This window comes from Cytophaga hutchinsonii ATCC 33406, assembly GCF_000014145.1.
GTDB lineage: Bacteria > Bacteroidota > Bacteroidia > Cytophagales > Cytophagaceae > Cytophaga > Cytophaga hutchinsonii.
Map to the genome: position 1 here is coordinate 2,614,373 of NC_008255.1, position 19,653 is coordinate 2,634,025.

Genomic DNA, 19,653 nt, shown 5'->3' on the forward strand with positions numbered 1-19,653 from the left:
GTATAGAATCATATTCTATAATATAACAGTAAAAATATCGCTTAGATAAGTAAAACACGCGTAGAAGGGAATCCAGAATTGCGTATTTTTATATCGGTTTAATTGATCGTAACGATCATAAAAGGGGCTCTTCATACATGGGAAAATCAATACCGGCCGGCGGAATAGCAAAGGCATTAGCTTCGGCTCTGTTATGGGGTATTTCAGGAACCTTTGCTCAATATGTATTTGAAGAAAAACACATTGATCCGTCGTGGCTTGTAACCATGCGACTGCTGGTTTCCGGATTTACATTACTTGTATTCGGTGCATTCAAACGCGATAAAGATTTCATATTGATCTGGCAAAACAAACGGGATGTAGTACAGCTGATTCTTTTTGCCATGTTGGGTATGTTTGCCGTTCAGTATACCTACTTCGCAGCAATTGTAGCTTCCAATGCAGCAACTGCTACTGTGCTTCAATATACCGGTCCAGTATTCATCGTTGTTTATTTTGCAATTCTACAGAAAAAAATACCCGTAGCTATAGAACTTGCTGCAATTGTATTGGCATTTACAGGTGTATTTTTTTTGGTAACGCATGGTGATATTCATAGTCTTGCAATTTCCTCAGAAGCGTTTGTGTGGGGCATCAGCTCTGCGGTAGCGTTAATGATGTATTCTATATTACCAATTCCTTTATTGCAGAAGTATTCATCCTTCCCGGTGATTGGCTGGGGTATGCTTCTTGGTGGAATTATACCGGTTTTCATCGCTGCACCCTGGAACATAACAGGCATCTGGGATGTCTATACGTTTCTTTCTGTAAGCTTTATTATTTTACTCGGCAGCCTGGCGGCTTTTTACATGTATATAACCGCAGTAAAAGAGATCGGTGCCCAGACAGCAAGCTTACTGGCTTGTACAGAACCTTTGGCTGCAGTACTGCTTTCTGTATGCTGGCTGCATGTATCTTTTTTATGGAGTGACTGGGTAGGTACAATCTGTATTCTGATCACCATACTACTTTTAAGCAGTATGAAAAAATAAACCTGTTATGGCAAAAACATACCATAACAGATTCTAACATTTATTAATAATTTGCTACCTGCATAGCAGACAGCTGTGCAAGCTGCGTATAGAATGGAGGCAGATTCATGATATCCAGGCGGAACTCTCTTTCCGTACCGTATTGCGGCAAGAAATAATATTGAAAATTCGAAGGGAATATCTGCGGCACCGGCCCTTCCATTGTTGAACCATATGCACCTAAGGTCATGATTGTTCTTGCATCTGCAGGGTTTGGTGCATTCAGAAATACAAATGTTCCATACTTAGGATGCGTTAAATAATCATACGCTTGTGCACGTGCAAACGGATCATTCATTAACTGATACCGCGTAATCGCATAGGCCTGTGTTACATTCATAAAAGCGGTTTCAACCGGACTGTTTTCAAATGTATCCGGCATACACAATACCACATTGCCAAAAGGATCCAGCAAAGCAACTGCATTTTGGGCAGTAGGGTTCGAACCTTTCACATATAATAACAGATCGAGTAAATTTTTATCCGGCAATCTCGGGTTATCTATTTTCAAACGGAACGCATCGGCATATAGTTCGCGGTAGCGCAGCTTTACAGGAGCATCATCCGGCAGTGCTGCAGGGTCAAACAATTCTTGTGGAGCTTTTCCTGAATTGGAACTGTTGTTCCGCACCGCTTCTACATTTGCCTGAAAGACATTATTACATCCGGTTAAATTTTGTACAGATACAACCGAATCTTTAAATGCTACATTCGGACCTCCAACATATCCGCGCACATATATGTCCGGATCAACACCCTTTATACCGCACGCATAATAACCAAACTTACGTTTAGCCAGCGGCCGCAGATCAGGAGGTAATGTATCAAAGTTAAAAGTCTGATTGTAATTGATACCTGCAAAGTCATCTATTGCGATCACGCCCACATTAAAACCTGCTGTAAGCAACGTTCCTGCACACATAGCACAGGGATCAAGTGTAGTAATAATAGTCAGATATTCCGGATCCGGTAAATTCAACTGATGCCTATTCGCATAATACCAATATACAAGCTGCCTTTCACCATGGGCAGTAGGATCAAATGTAAAATTCTGGCTGCTGCCAAATAATGGCTTCAGTACATTGTTGTGCATGGCACAGATGACATTCCCGGTCTGGTTGTCAACAATCATGCCTCCGACAGCAAAAGTACCCTGTGCCGCCGCTTCCAGGGCCTGGTTTAATACAGCTGATGCAGCTTCGTTTGCATTAAAAATAGTTTGAATTTCTGTTGTTGAAAAGTTCATAGCTAAATTTGTTTTGAGGTGTATGAAAGGATAAAAGTATTTAAAAAGTACTTGCCGTAATGTACTAAAAAATATGTAATCCGGTAAAAAAACTACCTGCCTAACATCCGTTCTCCGATTATTTTAACATAAGTTATTTGCTGGAAGGTTAAAATCAGCATTCCTGCATTATTTTAATCTGCCCATGCAATACTTAAGATCCGTATAGAGAGATTTTCAATAATCCTTTCAGGATTAAATAGTTATTAGTATTTTACGGAATCGTTTTTTAAGTACTTTTTAGACAGCTATTTTATTATGGAAGATCTGCAATTAAAACTGCATGCACTTGGTAAAGAACACATCGAGCCAAATGAAGACAGGCATATTGAAAAAATTATTCAGGCATTTAAACATGCATTACCAGAATATTATCCTGCAGGAAAAGTAAAACGAATGTTTCATCCAAAAATGCATGGACTCGTAGAGGCACGTTTTTCTGTCGCTACAGACATAGAACAGAGATATCAGCACGGCATATTTCTTCCCGGTGTTGAATACCCCTGCTGGATACGTTTTTCTAATGCAAAAAAGAAACCTGCCCCTGATAGTAAAAAAGATATGCGTGGTATGGCCATTAAACTAATTGGTGTACCTGGTGAAAAATTATTAGAACAGCATGTGAATAATGTTACACAAGATTTTTTATGTGTAACATCACAAACACTGCAAACACGGTCTGTACATGACTTTCAAAAATCGCTGTCGGCTTTAATGGCAGGTGGTTTTAAGCTGGCCTGGTATGCACTTACACACGTCCGGGTCGTGATCCGTTCAATGAAACAGATCTCTGCATGCAACAACTTACTAACCACTTCTTTTTTCAGTACAACCCCTTACCGGTTTGGCAACAATGAAACTATGGCTGTTAAGTATGCTGTGATCCCGCAGAAAAATCAGCCTGTTACACCTGCTGTAAAAAAAACCGGCAATTTTCTAAAAGAACAGCTCATAAATGATCTGTCGCATACTGACTTTTATTTTGATTTCATGATTCAGTTTCAGGAAGATGCCAAAACGATGCCCATTGAAGACCCAACGGTAAAATGGCGGTCTCCTTTTATTAAACTCGCTACAATTAAAATTCCGAAACAGCAATTTAATTCTTCTGAGCAGCAAAATTATGGCGAAAGCCTTTCCTTTACGCCATGGCATTGCATCAAAGAACACCGTCCGCTGGGTGGTGTCAACAGAGCACGCAAAGCAGTGTATATAGCGCTTTCAGCTTTCAGACATAAATTGAATATACAAACAGAACAAGAGCCTGTAACGATGAAAACGTTTAATTAATCAGACACATTTCAAACCATTTTTATTTCAAAACAAGCTATAGAATGAAAAACAATGAAAGGTATATCGGACAGGGCGGTATAACTGTAATTACAGAAATTGATCCTGCTATGGATATTCAGGAGTTGTATGTACTTCTGAATCATATTGGCGATAATATCAACACTACGCCCGTCATCGATTTTGCCAGCATGAAGGGATTACATTTTTGCCGTTGGTTTATTATTGAAGGTTTGACCGATGTATCGGGACGCTCCTATCCGGATAGCCTGGTGTATGCCGCTTATTACGATGGCAGTGAAGAAGACCATTTAAAAGAACTGCTGGATAACTGTATGAGCAGCATTAAGCTTATATATGGGTACTGCAAAGATTTCCCTGGCGGAACAGCCGCTACGGATTCAGCCATCATCCGTTACTTCAAAAAACGCATGAGCAAAAATCAGCTTCTATGGCCCGCATACAGAGGCGGAACGGTAGAGCAGATTATAGGTGAACAGAGGGTACGCGATTCTATTCAAATTTATTTGAATAAACGTTTGGCAGACAATAAAATCAATGGCTTAACGCCTGATGAGATCAAGGCCGGCATTGTTCATTATGTACAAAATGATCCTTCCTTAAAATGGGCACTTACGAAGCGCGCCGATCCGCCATTTGGCTGGAAATTTATGTACTACTTTAAACTGGTAACAAAACTTTTACTGATCGTATTACTGCTTCCGATCCTTCTTATATTTTTTATTCCGATCTGGTGGCTGCTGCTTTCCAGAATATTTGAAAAGAAAGATGATAAAAAACGCAAGCAGATTGTCCGTACAAAAACAATTACCGATCTGTTAAACAAAGAAGACCGGGTATTTATGAATCAGCTTACCATTTATGGCTGCATTAACCGGCCATATTGGTACAGACTCACAACACTAAAGATCGGGTTGTGGATCTTTTCACTAAACGGTACCTACCGTTCCAATAAAGGCAAACTGAGCGGTATTGAGACCATTCACTTTGCGAACTGGAGTTTATTCAACAAAGGAAAAAATGTAATGTTCCTGAGCAATTACGATGGCGCCTGGCAGGTTTATTTAAGTGAATTTATAGACCGTTCGGCAATGGCCATGAATCTTACGTTTGGAACAACAGCTAATTATCCGAAAACAAAACGGCTTTTATGGGAAGGGGCTTTTGATGAGCAGGCGTTTAAAACAGTGGTACGGAACAACCAATATCCTTCTCAGGTTTTTTACAGTACCTATCCATATATCACAATGAAAAACATTCTGAATAATTCCAGGATCCGGAAAGGACTTGATGGAAGTTCAGAAGAATCAGTTTCTGACTGGCTAAAAAGATTATAAGTATTAACGTCTACAACTATGAATGAATCGGTAGAATTACATGATGTGCAAGGCATAATCATAAAAGGGTATGACAAATTGAAAGCAGCAACATTTTTATTACTGGAAATTACTGACAGCACAAAAACTAAACAATGGCTTGCTTCTCAGCTCCCAATGGTAACACATGCAGATATATCAACAAAAACAATTACCACTGCGGTGCAACTAGCTTTTACCTATTCAGGGGTTGCAGCACTGAATGTTCCGGCAGAAGCATTAAAAACATTTCCTCCTGAATTTATTGAAGGGATGGTAACAGAGCACAGAAGCCGTATGCTGGGCGATCTGGAAGACAGTGCTCCCGATAAATGGAAGTGGGGCGGTACAGAAAAAGATTTTTATTCTATCCATCTGTTACTTATGTTGTATGCAACAGATGACAGTACATTACAGCATTTTTATACAGAACAAAAAAATACACTTGATGCAGCAGGATTAAAAATAGCTTATCAGCTGGAAACTTCTAAGCTACCAAAAGAAAAAGAACATTTCGGTTTCAGAGACGGGATTGCACAACCGGTTATGCGGGGTATCAATCATACAAGTGACAACGAAGCGAACCTCATAAAACCGGGAGAATTTCTTTTTGGCTATCAGAATGAATATGAAAAATACATGTTCAGCCCGACCGTTGCACCTGAAAACGATCCGGCAAATATCCTTCCGGCAGATATGAATAATCCGTTATTAAAAGATTTGGGAAGAAATGGCAGCATGCTTGTGTTCCGCCAGCTGGAACAAAATGTAAAGGCTTTTTGGGCTATGGCCGAAAGAGCAGCGAAAGAACAGAATACACATGATGATCCGGTAACACCGGAATATATTGCATCTAAAATGCTGGGACGTTGGCCAAACGGATCTCCCCTTACCAAATGTCCGATGGAGCCGGACGCATCCAAAGAAACGTTTGACAATTTTGGTTATGCCAAACACGACTATGATGGGTTAAAATGCCCGATCGGTGCACACATCCGCAGAGCAAACCCAAGAGATAATTTTTTACGCGACAGTACGGGTGATCAAGAAAAAGACATTGAAAAATCCATGAAATTTATGAAACGCTTCCGGATCATACGAAGAGGCCGCTCTTATGGTGCACCACTAGTAGAATCCATGGAGCCTAAAGATATTATTCAGGCAGCAGAAGATCACAAGGAAAGAGGTTTATATTTTTTATGTTTTAATTCAAACATTGGGCGGCAGTATGAATTAATCCAGCAAACATGGATCAATAACCCTAAGTTTGCAGGTTTGTACGAAGATCCGGATCCGATGATCGGGTATCCGGGTATCATGGGCGATGGCGCAACAACAACATTTACAGAACAGGCTGTACCTGTAAGAAAACAGGTACGAGGCATTACGCGTTTTGTAAACGTTAAAGGCGGCGGTTATTTTTTTATGCCCGGGCTCAATGCTTTGAAATATATAAGTTCTTTATAATGCGTATAAAAAAACCGTTAGAAATATCTACCGGTTTTTTTATACTTTTTCTTATGGAAATTTTATAATAATTCCTTCAGGTGTTTTTTATTCGATTCAATTTTTTTCCATACTTCGTCCATTTGCCCGCTTAACATGAGTTTTGTCATTGAAGTTGCCATGCCTTTCATCTGTTCAAACGTAATTTTCGGCGGCATTGCTAAAGCATTCGGATCAGTAATAATATTTAACAAGATGGCACCACTGTAAGCAAACGCTTCAATCAATGCCCCATCAACATCTGCCGGATCGGTAACGGTTATGGCACGCATACCCATTGCCTCTGCAATTTTAGAAAAGTCGGGATTAACCATGTCTGTCTGCCAGTCAGGTAAACCGGAAACTTCCATTTCAAGTTTTACCATACCTAAACTGTGATTATTAAAAACAATTAGTTTTATCGGCAGTTTATATTGCACAATTGTCATGATATCTCCCAACATCATAGAGATACCGCCATCTCCACACATGGCTATTACCTGCCTGCCGGGGCACGCCAATGCTGCACCTATGGCCTGTGGCATAGCATTAGCCATGGATCCATGATTAAACGAACCAAGCAGTGTACGTTTGCCTGTTGCATTCAGGTAACGCGCTGCCCAAACACACGTCATGCCTGTATCAACCGTATAGATGGCATCTTCAGCAGATAGCGCATCAATACGGGAAGCTACGTACTCCGGATGTATCAGATTTTCTTTACCCGGATCATCCACATAACTTTTTAAATGCTCTTTCACTTCTGTATATAGATTCAATTGTTTCTGTAAAAAAGAATCATCTTCTTTTTGTGTAATCAACGGGAACAATGCATCTAAGGTATCCTGTATATTTCCGCATAAGCCCATGTCAAGCTTTGCTCTTCTGCCAAGTTTTTCAGGAGCCGTATCGATCTGAATGATTTTATTTTTAACCGGCATAAAATCCGCATATGGAAAATCTGTTCCCAACAAAAGAATGACCTCTGACTCATGCATGCTTTCAAAGGCTGAAGGCAGACCCAGCAAGCCGGTCATACCAATTTCATTCGGATTGTTATGCTGCATGCTCATTTTCGCTTTAAAGGAATATGCTACAGGCGCCTGAAGTACTTTTGAAAGTTTAACAACCTGGTCGTGCGCCTCCGATGCTCCGATGCCACAAAAAATAGTAATCTTTGAATGATCATTTAAGATAGCGGCTAGCTGTATCAATTCAACAGCAGAAGGTCGTATTACAGGATTGGAATGGTAGATCTCCATAGAGGTAGGACTCAATTCGGCAGCCATGCTTGTAAGGTCACCGGGCAACCCGAGTACAGCTACGCCTTTTTTATGAATGGCATGTTGTACAGCTGCCTGCAACATGCGTGGAAACTGCAACGGTGTTACAGCAATCTGATTGTAACAACTGCAATCATCAAATAATTTAATGGTATTGGTTTCCTGAAAAGAATCTGTTCCGAATTCTGTGGAATGGCATGTAGAAGCAATCGCCAGAACAGATGCGCTTGATTTATGCGCATCATACAGGCCGTTAAGCAAATGTACGTGACCAGGACCGCTGCTGCCCGCACAGCAGGCTATGCCTTTGAGTTGTGCTTCAGCTCCCGCCGCGAACGCACCTGTCTCTTCATTGCGCACATGGATCCATTCAATTTTACCGCTCCTGCGAATGGCGTCATTTACAAAATTCAAACTATCGCCGGTCACGGCATAAACTCTTTTAATACCGGCTTGTACCAACATGGCTACAAGCTGATCGGAAACTGTTTTTGAAAGCATAGCGGTTAAATTAGATTATGTAATACATTATAGAAGCGTTGAAACATCCAGTGGTGTTTCAGGCAGCTTTATATAAGATACAGAATTTAAATCTAATTTGCTCGAAAATTCATACAATCTTGGCGCACCTGTTGCTAAGTCTACGTGTGCAATATCTTCCGGACTTATTTTTTCAAGATGCATCATTAATGCACGCAGGCTGTTTCCATGTGCAACGATCAATACGTTACGCCCGTCTTTTAATTCAGGTTCTATCTTCTCCTGATAATAAGGGATTACACGCTGACAGGTATTTTCCAGACTTTCCCCACCGGGCGGAACTTCCGTATAACTTCTGCGCCACGCAATGAGCTGCTGCGCACCATACTTCTCTCCTACTTCTGCTTTGTTCAGCCCTTGTAAGTCGCCGTAATTGCGTTCATTGAGTGCTTCATTTTCTATGATGGGAATGGTAGCACCTGTCTGGTTCAGAATAATCGATAAGGTATGAATGGCACGTTTAAGTACCGATGTAAATGCAATATCAAAATGATACGGGCGCAATACAATGCCCGCATATTCTGCTTCATGTTCTCCTGTTGGTGTCAATTCTACATCAGACCAGCCTGTAAAAAGATTTTTCAGATTCCATTCGGATTGGCCATGACGGACGATTACTAAAATAGGCATACAGATTGAATTTAGGTTTATTCAAGTTAAAAAATAACCCGCATATTCATTATATAATTGCTTTTTTAAAATTCAATCCTCTTACATACTATACTGACTAATGTCTACTTTCAACTACTTACTGATTCTGTATTTTTTAAACGTAACATTGATGCGTGTACCGACTTTCTTTTTCCGGTACAAAAACAGAAACAATTCATCATAATTGGTGCTGGTTGTAGAAAAATTTGCGTATGAAACGCGTCCATTTTCCCAATAGCAGAGTGTATATTTTAAACCTGTCAATTGCCGCTCAAAATTATCATTTAACTGATCGCTGTAGTATTCATCGGCAGAGACATACAATACATGCGAATAATCCACATATATCTCCTGCATGGGCGTATTATAAAAAACAACATCTATCAGCCGTTTTATGTAAGGTTTATAGATCTGAACCTGATTCAGGTACAGGCAAAAATGATTTTTGAATGCAAACCTGTATACCAGAACGCTGGCGGTAAGAAGAATCAATATACCTGTAACCGGATGTAACAGAGTGGTAAAACCTGCAAGAGCAACAATAACACTATACACAAATAGCTCCATTAAAGAATAAGCAAAAGAGGTAGCGTGCCCGAATAACAAATCCTTTTCTTCCGGCTTAGGAAATGCCAGCAGTTTCGGTTTAGACGCTTTCGGTACTGTATTCTGCTGATATGCTTTATGCAATACATCAAACAATTCGGGCTCCTGTTGCGAAAATTCATACGGTGCTTCAAAGTAATATTCCGTTGCTACGGCAAAAAATTCTGAAAGATTTGTAGTTGCATAGGACCTGAATAACGGTTTATCCGGCTGATGCTGTAAATACTGATCGGCCAGAACCGTAAACTTATCCAGGCATGCTGAAAATACTTCATTGACATCTTTGTTGGCAATGTCCATAAATTCCAGCGCATGCGCAAACTCATGTAAACCTACATTATGTGCATCGTTATCAATTTTGATCCCTTTATAAAAATCTTCCCAGGAAAGAACTACAATGCCGGCTGTATTCATTTCCCCCGTGTGATATTTTTCTGTTACTGTTGAAAGATATTTTTCAGGATACACAATTATCTTTTCAAAGTATGTATAATTGTAGTGGTTTGAAAAGCCCAGTGTAAGCTGCTGCGAACAGGCAGAAATAAGAATAACCATCCGATTGGTGAGCTCAATACCCTTTCTTGGAATAAAATTGGTTTCTTCAATAAACCGTTTGGTTCGTAAGCAAAGCTGCTGCCTTTTTTCTTCGTTTATCTTTTTAAAATAGGGGAATTCAAAAAGTAAAACAGTATAAATTTCCTCTGTTGAAATCATGGAAGAAATCTAGTGAAATTTATTGAGGATACAAGATTGCTTACCAACAACAGATGCCATATGCCTGGTAACATTCTTGTTAAATAATTGTATGCATTCAATACTTTTAATAACTTAATAAAATGTTAACAGCGTATGTGTCATTAAAAATTAAACACATCGTATCTTATTCTTCAACCTTTAAATGAATTAATGTTATGATCCGTAAAGCAAATGCCGTATGGCAAGGAACAGGTAAAGAAGGCAGCGGTACGCTTACTTCACCAAGTACTGTATTAAATAACACACCGTATTCCTTCAAAACCCGTTTTGAAAATGAAGATGGCAAAGCAGGTACCAACCCCGAAGAACTAATTGCAGCGGCACATGCAGGCTGCTTCACAATGGCGTTGAGCTTTCAATTATCGGGAGCCAATTTTACACCAACAAAACTGGCTACCGAAGCAAGCATCACAATGGTTCAGGAAAACGGTGGATTCAAATTCAAATCGATTCACCTGCATTTAGAGGCGACTGTACCAAACATCAGTGAAGAACAGTTTAAAGAACTTGCAGATATTGCAAAGAAAAACTGCCCGGTTAGCCAGGCTTTGTCTGCGGTTGAAATTACGCTTTCCTCGAACTTAGTAAAGTAATCAACGCATACAATGCGTCATTCTTTTGTAAGCAGGGCTGCACTATTGCAGTCCTGCTTTTTTTTTGCCGTAATGACCAATCCGGTTATGTTTTAGTTGTATTCTTTTTACTGGCTTACTAACTTAAATGCATATCGGGAACAATAATTTTAATCGATTTTTAGTTATTACTTTTAAAATAACCAATCTAAAAAATCATGAAATATCTTTTCTTCTTTTCTCTGAATATCTTTTTATTCACACACGCATTTTCTCAGGATTACAAATTTGAAGCAGGTATACAAGGAGGCCCCAACCTGAGTTATTTCAGCTATAAAAATTCATTTATTCAGAATGCCCGAAAACCAACAGACATACAATTTTCTGCAGGACTTTTTTTCCAATACAACCTCAGTGAAAACTTTTCTTTGCGCATTGACCCAACGTTTGATCGTAAAGGATATCAATATAAAGATATAACCTTTACCGATAATTCTGGTAATATACTTGGTACCGGTAAACTATACGGTCACCTGGATTACATAACCATACCTGTATTATTTAAAGCCAGTGTAGGTAATAAAGTAAAATATTTTGTTAATGCCGGTCCTTCCATAGGATTACTGTTATCAGAAACATTTATATATGACAATCCGTATGGAAATGGAAATCAAAAAACACATAATACGAACCAATATAAAAAAGCTGATGCAGGTATTACAGCAGGCCTGGGTATTGCTATACCGTTAGGTAATGCTATTGCACTTTCGTTCGAAGTTCGAAATAACGTAGGCCTAACCAACATCAACAAAAATTCGAATGCTAATTCAGCCATTCATGCAAATACAACCAGTATGTTAGTTGGTGTAGCCTATAAATTCGGATCTAACTGATTTTGACATATACACACTTTACGTTTTCTGAAAACATAGCTGTAACCCATGAACCAATCATGGGTTACTTTTTTGATTCGATACATATCAATTGTAACGAATAAATACTTTACAGAAATGTAACATAAAATCTATCAACAACCTCCAACATATATTACGTAGTCACGTATATATACCTCGGCCTAAGAGTAAAAACGATCGTAAGGATATAATTTTCCCCATTATAACTATTACTTTTTCAACATAAGAATACCGGCCTGTATTCATAAAAAATAACTAAATTACAACCATGGAATTACTGGATAATCTAGATCCTTTGTTAAGGATATTTTGGTACATAGCGATACCTACTAGTTTAATTTTTATCATTCAAACCATCATGACCTTTTTCGGTTCTGATGCAACAGATGGACTTGACGCTGATTTTGACGGAGACCTTGAAAGCGGAGATTCTACGTTTCAGCTGTTTTCCTTCAGAAACTTAATAAATTTCTTATTGGGTTTCAGCTGGACAGGCATATCGTTTTACAACAGCATCAATCCGATGCTGCTTATCTTTCTTTCCATTGCAATTGGCTCGCTATTTGTTTACATGTTCTTTGCAATTATCCGCGAACTTCAAAAATTAGCGGAAGATAATTCCTTTGACTATGTAGAAACAATTAATAAATCAGCGGATGTATACCTGACTATTCCTGCCAATAAAACGGGTAAAGGAAAAATCCTGGTAAGCATACGCGGTTCTATGCGTGAGCTGGATGCCATGACTGAAAATGAAAACAGAATCCCATCCGGAGCAGTGGTAAAAATTGTACGGATTTTAAATGAGAATATTTTATTAGTAGAAACCCTTTAACTTTTATTAACCCCAATTAACCATGACCCAGTTTATTATTATTGTTGTTGTTGCCGTCGTTGTCGGTTTTGTATTAATATCCTCCTTACTATCGCGCTACAAACGTTGTCCTTCAGATAAAATACTTGTTATTTACGGACGTACCGGCGGTTCTTCTGCGAAGTGTGTACACGGTGGTGGTGCCTTTATCTGGCCCGTTATTCAGGATTATGCTTTTTTAGATTTAAAACCATTATCGATTGAAGCGAATTTAACGAATGCATTAAGCCGCCAGAACATCCGTGTGGATGTACCTTGCCGCTTTACGATTGCAATCTCTACCGAAGCAGATACCATGAATACGGCTGCTGAAAGATTATTAGGATTATCACACGAAAACATTCAGGAATTGGCGAAAGATATTTTGTTCGGTCAGTTACGTTTGGTTATTGCAACCATGACAATTGAAGAGATCAACTCAGACCGTGATAAATTTTTAGAAAACATTTCTAAAAACGTAGACAGCGAATTGAAAAAAATCGGTTTGAAACTGATTAACGTAAACGTAACCGATATCAAAGATGAATCTGGTTACATTGCTGCTTTAGGTAAAGAAGCTGCTGCGAAAGCGATCAACGAAGCGAAAGTAAGTGTTGCCGAGCAGGAGAAAATAGGTGAAACGGGTAAGGCATTAGCGGATAGAGAAAAAGATACACAGATTGCTGAAACGCACAGAGACCGTGATGTTAAGATCGCAATTACACAAAAAGACAGAGAGATCAGTATTGCGTCTGCTGAAAAAGATGAAGCAATTGGTAAAGCAGAAGCACAACGCGATACCCGTGTAAAAACATCTGAAGCAAACGCGATCGCGATTAAAGGGGAAAATGAAGCAAAAATTTCGATTGCAAATTCTGAAGCCCTTCGTAGAGAAAAAGAAGCAGAATCTTTACGTATAGCCATTACCGCTGAAAAAGTTCAACAGGCAAAGGCGTTGGAAGAAGCATACGTGGCAGAACAAAGAGCCGAATTAGCGCGTTCGGAAAGAGAACGTTCCACACAGATCGCCAACATTGTTATTCCGGCAGAGATCGCTAAACAACGTGCAATCATTGAAGCGCAGGCAGAAGCGGAACGTATCAGAGAAAATGCAAAAGGTGAAGCCGATGCGATTTATGCAAAGATGGAAGCAGAAGCAAAAGGTTTGTATGAAATATTAACCAAACAGGCACAAGGTTACAAAGACGTTGTTGCTGCTGCGGGTGGAGATCCGACAAAAGCATTCCAGCTATTGTTAATTGAAAAACTTCCTGAATTAGTGAAAACACAGGTTGAAGCAGTTAAAAATATTAAAATTGACAAGATCACTGTTTGGGATTCCGGCAATGGAAATTCAGACAATGGTAACTCTTCTACGGCAAACTTTGTTTCCGGCATGATGAAAACTGTACCTCCGTTGAATGACTTGTTCAACATGGCCGGTCTTAACTTACCAACGTATTTAAAAGGAGAAGATACACCTAAAGACATTACTCCGTTAGAGCCTGGTGATGGTGCTAAAAAATAAAAATTTGCTCTGTATAAGTAAGTATTAAAAAAAAATCGTACTATTAAAGAGGGGCTGCTTACAGTCCCTCTTTTCTTTTATATCAAGCATTCTTAATGAATACCATGACTGCAAAACATTCTGAACCTGTTGGTTTTACATCCAACCCAGACTTAGCAACTATCCCCCTGCCTTTTGAATGGAAGGGAACGCCGCTGGATGCTAAGGGCAGATTTTTAAACCATGAATTTACATTCATCAATTCATTGAAAGCTTTATGGAAATGGCAAACAATGATCAATCCCCAAAAAGAGGAAAAGAAAAAAGATACCTGGAGATTAGCCTGTAAAACGGATAGTGATTTCCTGACATCTGAATCAGATTGTATCGTATGGCTGGGTCATGCATCTTTTTTCATACGTCTTGCAGGCATTACTTTACTCATAGATCCTGTGTTGTTTGATGTATCGCTGATCAAACGCAAATGTGCATTTCCGGTAGATCCGAATACCTTAAAAAATATCGATTACATTCTGGTATCGCATGATCACCGTGACCACTGCGATAAAAAAAGTCTGGAGCTGCTTGCTAAAAACAACCCGACTGCAACCTATTTAACCGGATTGAAAGTAGATGCTGTGATCAAAAAAATAACCGGCAGCACCTGCATACAAGCCGCAGGCTGGTACCAGCAATACAATATCGTACCTGAAATTAAGATCACCTATGTACCAAGCAGGCACTGGGGCAGACGCTATTTAACCGATACCAATGTACGGCTGTGGGGCGGATATGTAATAGAAGCTGCGGGCAAAACGATTTACTTTGGCGGCGACAGCGGCTATGGAAGTCATTTTGCAGATATCGGAAAAATCTTTCCGTTTATTGATTACGCCATGATTGGTATTGGTGCGTACAAACCTGAATTCTTTATGGCGCAAAGCCACCTCTCACCTATTGACGGCATTAAAGCTTTTGAAGATACTAAAGCAAAATATCTCATTCCGATGCATTACGGAACATTCGACCTTGCCGATGAACCGCTAAGTGATCCGATACAAGTGTTGAAAAAAGCACAGCAACAAAAACAGCTATCCGGTGAAATCTTATATTTGTGTGTAGGTGAAATAAGAAGCCTTGAATCTTCGCATCATACGAAATAATTAATGAAACAGGAGCTGGCTTTATTTATAAAAAAAATTATTGACCTGCCTGCAGCAGAAGAAAAAAAACTGCTGGCGATCACACGTGTTTATAAGGTACCTAAAGGCGATTTTTATATTCAGATTGGGCAAATACCTAAGAAATTTGCCTTTGTTGCCAAAGGGCTTTTCCGGTATGTATACATTGACAGCAAAGGAAATGAATTTACAAAAAACTTTGTCCCTGAAAATAATTTTGCGTTGGCTTATTCTTCAATGATTCGGCATGAAGTTTCTAAAATGGCTATAGAGGCGTTGGAAGATTCTATTATCTGCGAGATTGATTATACAGATTGGCTTACGCTTAAAAAAGGAAATGCGTGCTGGAATATATTTTTAATTACAATACTGGAAAACGCATTTACAATAAAAGAAAACCGTGAACGCGACCTGTTGCTTTTAGATGCAGAGCAGCGTTATGAAACATTCAGACAGGAATTCCCCGCACTTGAAACACGTGTAAAACAACACCTCATTGCTTCTTACCTGGGTATATCTCCTGTTTCTTTAAGCAGAATACGAAAAAAGCGAACTTAACATAGGTTAATGTTTTTGATTGAGAAAGATTTTTTCTTTACGGAAAAATAAATCAATTCAATTATGTTAACAGGAAATACAATTGTTATTACCGGAGGAAGTTCCGGTGTGGGTCTTGAACTTGCAAGACAACTTATTGCACAAAAAAACACCGTTATTATTTGCGGAAGGTCTGCACAAAAATTAGCAGATGCAGCGAACCAGACCCCTTGGCTGGTAACATATACCTGCAACATCGCCGACAGTATTTCATGCCAGCACTTTTACAACTGGATAAAAAATAATTATCCTGCATGCAATATACTGATCAACAATGCAGCAATTGCCTACACGACAGATTTTTTAAAAGATGAACAGGCAATTGATAAAGCCAATGAGGAATTTCAAACCAATGTTTTAGCACCCATCCGTTTAACAAAACTCTTTTCGCCCTTGCTCTTACAAAATGAACATCCTGCATTAATTAATATTTCAACAGGTTTGATCTATGCTCCTAAAGCAGGGTACCCCTTTTATACTGCGACAAAAGCTGCCTTACATATCTTTACACAAACCCTTCGCATGCAAACTGCTGCAAGTCCGTTAAAAATTATTGAAGCGCTCCTGCCTGTTGTTGATACACCCTGGCATAAAGGACGTGTACCAAAATCTGCTATTTCAGCTACACAGGCGGCGGCAAAAATTCTATCCGGAATAGATAAAGGGCAGAATGAAATTCGCGTTTCTAAAGTAGCTTTATTATATTGGGTCGCACGTATTTCACCTAAATGGGCCATAACGATTATTAACCGATTATAGAATCATTGTCTTTCAGCATATGAAATTGTGTATGCATGCACATTAAAAAAACAGAAACAGCTATCAGCTATGTCAGCTTCCATTGATCCGTTAAAAAAACTTGTTACATCTATCCATCCTTTTACTGATACAGAATGGGAACAGTTTGCGTCTTTGTGGAAACCATTTGAAGCGCGGAGAAAGGAACAATTAACCATACCGGGTCAAACAGAAAAATATTTATACTTTGTAACGGAGGGTGTACAGCGTGTATTTTATTTTGATGATGAAAACAGAGAAGCTACGCTGGTATTTACCTATGCCCCTTCCTTTGGTGGTGTGCTGGATTCCATGATTCACGAAACACCATCAAAGTATTATTATGAAACACTTACCCCATCGGCCTTTCTGCGCGCACCATTTGCTGAGATAGAAACACTCAGCAAAGAAATTAGAGGTATTGAGCTGCTACTCCGCAAAGGCGTTGTACAGGCATTAGCTGGTGTGCTGGAACGCCTGGTTGAAGTACAGTCTTTTTCTTCAGAAGAACGTTTTAAAAAACTTTTGCAAAGAAGTCCGCATATATTGCAGCTTGTTCCGCATAAATACCTGGCGAACTATCTGGGTATTGACCCGACAAACTTCAGTAAACTCATCAATAAAGTTAAAATCTGAAATATTGGTAAATACCAATATTTCAGATTCAACATAGATGCAATTTTGTTTCATACAAAACCAACACTTATGAAAACAACGATACTTCTGCCCCTTGCATCAAAAGGCTTTATACTTTTTTCAGCACTGAGTTTATTAACGTTAAGCATTCTTGCCTTTAATGATCCGCAGGCTGTCATGGATCTGGTACAGGTAAACCTGCCTAATACAGATGCGTATAGTTCAATACGCGGTGTTTATGGCGGCGTAGGGTTAACGATCTGCATAAGCCTGTTATACCTGCTTAGAAGAGATGTACAACTGGGCCTGGCTTTTCTCTCCTTGTTATGGGGTCTGTACGCACTCTCCCGGATCATCACCATACAGATTGAAGGTTCCTTAGGAAATTTCGGCTCTCAGTGGCTCGTGATTGAAAGTGTGCTCTTCGTTATCGGTTTTACGCTGTATCTGCTTAATAAAATTCATACACGCAATGCCTGAGTTTATGAAACCAATTCATTCAGTAATACTTATCCAGAATCTGCAAGCGCGTATTGAAACGTGTGCAGAGATGGCTGTTAACGTCTTTCAAAATCTGAATACGGCTTCACTCCTTTGTCCTTCAAATACAGGCGGCTGGAGTATTGTGCAGTGTCTGGATCACTTGAACAGCTATGGAGATTATTACCTGCCGCATATCCAAAAAGCATTCGATACGCATATGCCCGGAAAACCTGCAGAAGATGTTAAAAGCAGCTGGCTCGGAAATTATTTCACACAACTGATGCTTCCGGATTCAGGTAAAAAATACAAGGCGTTTAAAAAACATATCCCTAAACCACGATTGGATTCGGCTGCTGTTGTAGCCACCTTTATTGAACAGCAGGAAATACTGCTGACGTATCTGGAAAAGGCAAAAAAATATGATATGAATACCATCCGGATTTCAATTTCTATTGCGCCTTTTATTAAATTAAAACTTGGGGATGTATTTCAATTCCTTGTTGCACATACGGAACGGCATGTGCAACAAGCTCAACGGAATGTGCCCATTTATGAGTAAATGCATTATTACACCATGGTTAACCATGGGCAGACATATAAAGTACAAAAGAAAAATTACATGGGACAAATAAAAATATTCGGAATAAAAGAAGAACTGCATCCGATCAGAGAAAAACTATCTGCCACTTTACACGAATGTGTAATGGAAGCATTTCAGTATCCGAAAGATAAAAAGGCGCACCGTTTTATTTACATCGATGACGATAGCTATTTTTATTTCGAAACACGCACACGCAAACATACGATCATAGAAATCAATTTGTTTGAAGGGCGCTCTATTGAAGCAAAGAAAAAACTGTATCAGCTTTTATTTTCAAGATTTGATGCAGAATTAGGTATTTCAAACATGGATCTGGAAATTACGTTGTTTGAATCACCCAAACATAACTGGGGTATTCGTGGGAAAAGCGGAGATGAACTGGACCTGAATTATAAGGTTGACGTATAATCAGCTACAAAATAGTATCTGACCCACAGACGTTACCGCAATTCAGAGAAGTATTGAGAAAGCAGAAGGCAACGACGTTCACAGCGTTATCTGGAAATAAAAAACGCATCAATATTTCAATCTTGTAAAAAGTTTTTTCCACAAGGAATTATTTAATTACAGCCTTTGTTATCTTTACTTAAGGAGATTAACATTTTAAATATATGGCAGAATTAAGCGTTTCAGAAAAAGAACACGTTCAACTGGAATTGGATAAGTTGAATGAAGCGGTTGCACGCACAACTGATTTTAGCGAGAAATTAGAACTAAAAGATAAAATTCACAATATGACTATGATCCTGAATGGTGTTAAACCATATGGCTCAATAAATTATTTCTGTGAAGGCTGCGGTTCATAACTATATATCGCGATAAATAAAAAAAGCGTGATACTACTTGGTATCACGCTTTTTTTATTCCCTTGCTGTTTCATCCTTAAATCGTAAAGTGATCTACCGGATGAACAATGCGATGCGTTGCTTTTGATCCTGACTGATGTTTGTAATTGGGTTCACTTGCTGCTGTTGATGCATATGAGATTGCAGCTAAAAAAATTAGCAAGGCCATTGTAAATACTACTTTTTTCATTGCTGTAATTGTTAAGGTTAAGTGATATTTTTATAAAATGCTTATTTTCAGTGTCATTTAATGATTCAAATATACAGCTGGATTCTGTAGCGTATTTGTGCTAATTCTGAAGAATTTATGAAGAGATTTTGAAGCAAATATAAAGTTTTGTATTT

General features: G+C 39.0%; 21 protein-coding genes. 16 read left to right on the plus strand and 5 right to left on the minus strand.

What is annotated here, in order from left to right; translation table 11 throughout:
- Window positions 1-137: 137 nt before the first annotated feature.
- A complete protein-coding gene (locus CHU_RS10960) occupies window positions 138-1,031 on the plus strand; it encodes a DMT family transporter (protein ID WP_011585624.1) in 894 nt (297 codons plus the stop codon).
- A 43-nt stretch (window positions 1,032-1,074) separates the two neighbouring features.
- Here the strand turns inward: CHU_RS10960 and CHU_RS10965 are convergent, their stop codons facing one another.
- Window positions 1,075-2,316, minus strand: coding sequence for a nucleoside deaminase (locus tag CHU_RS10965; protein ID WP_011585625.1), 1,242 nt, complete (start codon window positions 2,314-2,316; stop codon window positions 1,075-1,077).
- 297 nt (window positions 2,317-2,613) lie between these two features.
- On the opposite strand from CHU_RS10965, the gene CHU_RS10970 reads away from it, so the two are divergent.
- The 3 genes from CHU_RS10970 to CHU_RS10980 are packed head-to-tail and all read left to right on the plus strand — an operon-like array spanning window position 2,614 to window position 6,488.
- Entirely contained in the window at window positions 2,614-3,645 is a 1,032-nt protein-coding gene (locus CHU_RS10970; protein ID WP_011585626.1) for a catalase family protein, read from the plus strand.
- A gap of 44 nt (window positions 3,646-3,689) precedes the next feature.
- Window positions 3,690-5,003 carry a hypothetical protein gene (locus tag CHU_RS10975; protein ID WP_041932347.1) on the plus strand — a complete coding sequence of 438 codons (1,314 nt, stop codon included), beginning with the start codon at window positions 3,690-3,692 and terminating at the stop codon, window positions 5,001-5,003.
- A gap of 18 nt (window positions 5,004-5,021) precedes the next feature.
- Window positions 5,022-6,488 (plus strand): Dyp-type peroxidase, encoded by a 1,467-nt coding sequence (locus CHU_RS10980; protein WP_011585628.1) that lies wholly within the window; start codon window positions 5,022-5,024, stop codon window positions 6,486-6,488.
- A gap of 62 nt (window positions 6,489-6,550) precedes the next feature.
- Here CHU_RS10980 and CHU_RS10985 read toward each other — a convergent pair whose 3' ends face one another.
- The 3 genes from CHU_RS10985 to CHU_RS10995 form a co-directional block, all read right to left on the minus strand.
- Complete coding sequence (locus CHU_RS10985; protein WP_011585629.1) at window positions 6,551-8,290, minus strand: ubiquinone-dependent pyruvate dehydrogenase; 1,740 nt, start codon at window positions 8,288-8,290, stop codon at window positions 6,551-6,553.
- 27 nt (window positions 8,291-8,317) lie between these two features.
- The gene (locus CHU_RS10990) at window positions 8,318-8,959 is read right to left on the minus strand and encodes a 2,3-bisphosphoglycerate-dependent phosphoglycerate mutase (RefSeq protein WP_011585630.1); all 642 of its coding nucleotides are present in this window, start codon (window positions 8,957-8,959) and stop codon (window positions 8,318-8,320) included.
- Window positions 8,960-9,073: 114 nt separating this feature from the next.
- Window positions 9,074-10,300: a zinc-dependent peptidase gene (locus CHU_RS10995; protein WP_011585631.1), complete on the minus strand. Its 1,227-nt coding sequence runs from the start codon at window positions 10,298-10,300 to the stop codon at window positions 9,074-9,076.
- Between the two features lie 197 nt (window positions 10,301-10,497).
- Between CHU_RS10995 and CHU_RS11000 the strand changes: the two genes are divergently transcribed.
- The 12 genes from CHU_RS11000 (at window position 10,498) to CHU_RS11055 (ending at window position 19,269) form a co-directional block, all read left to right on the plus strand.
- Window positions 10,498-10,935, plus strand: coding sequence for an OsmC family protein (locus CHU_RS11000; RefSeq protein WP_011585632.1), 438 nt, complete (start codon window positions 10,498-10,500; stop codon window positions 10,933-10,935).
- A gap of 197 nt (window positions 10,936-11,132) precedes the next feature.
- Window positions 11,133-11,807 carry a porin family protein gene (locus tag CHU_RS11005; protein ID WP_011585633.1) on the plus strand — a complete coding sequence of 225 codons (675 nt, stop codon included), beginning with the start codon at window positions 11,133-11,135 and terminating at the stop codon, window positions 11,805-11,807.
- A gap of 379 nt (window positions 11,808-12,186) precedes the next feature.
- A complete protein-coding gene (locus CHU_RS11010) occupies window positions 12,187-12,663 on the plus strand; it encodes a serine protease (RefSeq protein WP_238379263.1) in 477 nt (158 codons plus the stop codon).
- Between the two features lie 22 nt (window positions 12,664-12,685).
- Entirely contained in the window at window positions 12,686-14,209 is a 1,524-nt protein-coding gene (locus CHU_RS11015) for a flotillin family protein (protein ID WP_011585635.1), read from the plus strand.
- Between the two features lie 104 nt (window positions 14,210-14,313).
- A complete protein-coding gene (locus tag CHU_RS11020; RefSeq protein ID WP_143144199.1) occupies window positions 14,314-15,351 on the plus strand; it encodes an MBL fold metallo-hydrolase in 1,038 nt (345 codons plus the stop codon).
- Between the two features lie 3 nt (window positions 15,352-15,354).
- Complete coding sequence (locus CHU_RS11025; protein WP_011585637.1) at window positions 15,355-15,927, plus strand: Crp/Fnr family transcriptional regulator; 573 nt, start codon at window positions 15,355-15,357, stop codon at window positions 15,925-15,927.
- A gap of 63 nt (window positions 15,928-15,990) precedes the next feature.
- On the plus strand, window positions 15,991-16,725 hold the full coding sequence (locus CHU_RS11030; protein WP_011585638.1) for an SDR family oxidoreductase: 735 nt from the start codon (window positions 15,991-15,993) through the stop codon (window positions 16,723-16,725).
- Between the two features lie 69 nt (window positions 16,726-16,794).
- Window positions 16,795-17,379, plus strand: coding sequence for a Crp/Fnr family transcriptional regulator (locus CHU_RS11035; RefSeq protein WP_041932715.1), 585 nt, complete (start codon window positions 16,795-16,797; stop codon window positions 17,377-17,379).
- A 69-nt stretch (window positions 17,380-17,448) separates the two neighbouring features.
- A complete protein-coding gene (locus CHU_RS11040) occupies window positions 17,449-17,859 on the plus strand; it encodes a DUF4345 domain-containing protein (protein WP_041932348.1) in 411 nt (136 codons plus the stop codon).
- 4 nt (window positions 17,860-17,863) lie between these two features.
- On the plus strand, window positions 17,864-18,421 hold the full coding sequence (locus CHU_RS11045; RefSeq protein WP_041932716.1) for a DinB family protein: 558 nt from the start codon (window positions 17,864-17,866) through the stop codon (window positions 18,419-18,421).
- Between the two features lie 60 nt (window positions 18,422-18,481).
- The gene (locus CHU_RS11050) at window positions 18,482-18,871 is read left to right on the plus strand and encodes a tautomerase family protein (protein WP_011585642.1); all 390 of its coding nucleotides are present in this window, start codon (window positions 18,482-18,484) and stop codon (window positions 18,869-18,871) included.
- 203 nt (window positions 18,872-19,074) lie between these two features.
- The gene (locus tag CHU_RS11055; RefSeq protein ID WP_011585643.1) at window positions 19,075-19,269 is read left to right on the plus strand and encodes a hypothetical protein; all 195 of its coding nucleotides are present in this window, start codon (window positions 19,075-19,077) and stop codon (window positions 19,267-19,269) included.
- 76 nt (window positions 19,270-19,345) lie between these two features.
- Here the strand turns inward: CHU_RS11055 and CHU_RS19580 are convergent, their stop codons facing one another.
- Entirely contained in the window at window positions 19,346-19,498 is a 153-nt protein-coding gene (locus CHU_RS19580) for a hypothetical protein (protein ID WP_011585644.1), read from the minus strand.
- Window positions 19,499-19,653 lie beyond the last annotated feature (155 nt).